Annotated in this window: 4 protein-coding genes; all 4 read right to left on the bottom strand. The window is 39.1% G+C overall.

The window, feature by feature from the left end; all coding sequences use genetic code 11:
• Positions 1-569: hypothetical protein (locus AB1414_18370; GenBank protein MEW6609381.1), on the bottom strand; the 569-nt coding region annotated here is incomplete at its 3' end.
• Positions 570-681: 112 nt separating this feature from the next.
• Positions 682-1329: a hypothetical protein gene (locus AB1414_18375; GenBank protein ID MEW6609382.1), complete on the bottom strand. Its 648-nt coding sequence runs from the start codon at positions 1327-1329 to the stop codon at positions 682-684.
• 18 nt (positions 1330-1347) lie between these two features.
• Complete coding sequence (locus tag AB1414_18380; GenBank protein ID MEW6609383.1) at positions 1348-2388, bottom strand: hypothetical protein; 1041 nt, start codon at positions 2386-2388, stop codon at positions 1348-1350.
• A 120-nt stretch (positions 2389-2508) separates the two neighbouring features.
• A partial coding sequence (locus AB1414_18385) for an alpha/beta fold hydrolase (GenBank protein MEW6609384.1) occupies positions 2509-2889 on the bottom strand: 381 nt, incomplete at its 5' end.

A 2889-nucleotide genomic window follows, 5' to 3' on the forward strand; every position in this document is an offset into this window, starting at 1 on the left:
TCTTCTGGAATAATAGGATGGTGATTTGTTCCATCCGCATTCATTATCGTCCCTCCTCCATATACAATCCTTTTCCCATCAGGAGACCAATCTGCATACATACCTTTATCTGAGATTTTTTTCAACCTTCTACCATCTGTCTGAATAGTATATATCCCCTGATCACCAGTTCCTCTTGCAGGATGAACTCCCCCAGACAAAAGCAGTAAATTATTCGCCTTACAATAGTCAAGATACATTGGCAGCCAGTAAGTATCATCATCTGTATCACCAATCTTAACTATTTCTTTCTTATCTGTGCCATCATAATTCATCGAACAAAGATAAACCTCAGTTTTATCCGGGAAATAACTCCCACCCATAAAAATTATTATATTGAATGCATAAGGGATAACCGCATGTCCAAAGGTTACTTTCTTGATAAAGTAAATCTTGTTATTATCACCCCAGCAAGGGGCATGATAGCTTATCATATCAGACCGGACAGTAAACGGCCAGAAACTATAAGCAGACGCGGACATAAAGATTAACCATACCACTAATCCTATTAACATTACTTTTTTACTCATTTTACTTTTTACCTCTTATTTTTGTACACGGATTTCACGGATGACACAGATTGGCACGGATTTTTTTAAATTATATTTTTATCCGTGCTAATCCGAGCAATCTGTGTACTACTTATGGCTCAAATTCACTATCCGGTATGCCTGTATTTAACTGGATATTGGTAGCGGTTACTTTTGCCACAGTTGCTAACCCACTACCAAGATGTGGAGTACCGATAGTAACCAGCCGCTTAACCTTAGGATCCTCACCTTCTCCCACCTTTTTCTGAATATAATCCCTTGCTACCAATCCACCTTGTGAATGAGCAATAATAAGTATTTTGGCATTAGGATTTTTATACCAATCATCACCATAATATGCCTTTAATATATCCTCTACTCTCGTAGTAATGCTTCCATAATTTGAGCCAATATGATAAAAACTCCCCTTCTTATCCTCCCCACCATAATCAAACGCCTCTAAATAATGCTTGACGACCTTGTTCTGCGGGGCATCGGGCTTGGTTTCGTCATAGGTGACTGCTGGCTTCTCTTTTGTTATTGGTTCGGTTGGCTTATTAAATTGCACCCATCTATATCCAAAGTACTTTTCTAATTCTTTAGTCGCAGTATCCCAGGTTAATGAATTAGCGTTAATACCGTGGATAAATAGCACAGGATATGGAGCATAAGTGGTACAACTTCCCCAGGTAAGTTCCTCGGCACTTACTTTACTATTTAGAATGCACAACAATAAAATACATAAGTTAAACTTTTTCATGACCTTTTACCTCCTTGATTACCAAATATTATTTGGCTTTTTATATATAAAATATTTACCGCTTTGAGGTGGCACTCCAACTGACAATGGATGACCTATTCGTTTACCACTAGTGCTATCATATAGAGAAAAGCATTCTCCTATAAACATCTTTCCATCTGGAGACCAACGTCCATTAACAGAATCTTCCACTACTTCAAATTTTTTAACCACATTACCATTTAAATCAACGATTCCTAAAAGTGCTGAAGTCATAAGTTTTGTTCCATCCGGAGACCAATCAGAAAGATGGCAAGTGTCTATCACCTTCCTCCTCTCCCTCCCATCCGGTTTCATCACCCAAATCCAGCCTTTACAGGTAAAGGCAATCAAGTCGCCTTTAGGTGACCAGATGGGAGATTCATCATCATAATCATACACAGGCATACCAAACCGTATTCCTATTTCTACCTTTTGGGTAGAAAACATCTTTTTATTACTTCCATCTGCATTCATTACCCAAATCGTCTTATTTTTTCTTACCCCATCTTTATCATATTCAGACAAACGATACACAATTCTTTTTCCACCAGGTGACCATGAGGCGTGCATACCTGCATCTGAAATTCTCTTTAACCCTGTTCCATCTGTTTTAATAGTCCATATCCCATGAGATGTCCCACCGCTTGGAATCTCACCACCAGATAACATCAACAAATTATTCGCCTTACAATAATCAAGATACATTGGCAGCCAGTAAGTATCATCATCTGTATCACCAATCTTAACTATCTCTTTCTTATCTGTGCCATCATAATTCATTGAACAAAGATAAACCTCTGTCTTATCCACAAAATAACTCCCACCCATAAAGAGTATAGCATGGACTGCCGTCTTCCCCGAAATTGCTCTACCAAAAGTTACCTTTTTAATAAAGTAAATCTTGTTATTCTCACCCCAGCATGGGGCATAATAACTTATCATATCAGATCGTACAGTAAATGGCCAGAAACTATAGGTAGACGCGGACATAAAGATTAACCATACCCCTAATCCTATTAACATTACTTTTTTACTCATTTTACCTTCCTCGTTATTTTTTTAACGCAGAGAACTCAGAGGTCACGCAGAGTTCGCAGAGATTTTTTTATTTTCTCTGTGCCCTTTGCGTATTCTTTGCGTCCTCTGCGTTAATCTCTTTTAAATTTCCACATTAGCATTCAGTGCTTTAAGGAATTGACTTTTAGGTCTCAGGTCTTCAATCGCCCCTAATTTAGCGTATCTAACATGAGGGATAAATTGTAAAGCACATCTTACCGCTACTGCCTGCCAGCCAAATCTAATAAGTGCTAACGGATGCACCTCAGCGGTTACTTTTGCCGCAGTTGCCAAGCCACTACCTCGATGTGGAGTACCGATAGTAATCAACCGCTTTACCTTATCTGCACCACCACGCTGGAGGTAGTATCTAGCCACAAGTCCTCCCTGGGAATGAGCAACAATATTAAGCTTAGCATTCGGGTCATCCTTCCAGTTCTCACCATAATATGCCTCAAGGAGTCCTGGGTTCCATGTAGGAGG

This window comes from bacterium (assembly GCA_040755795.1).
Classification (GTDB): Bacteria; UBA9089; CG2-30-40-21; order CG2-30-40-21; family SBAY01; genus JBFLXS01.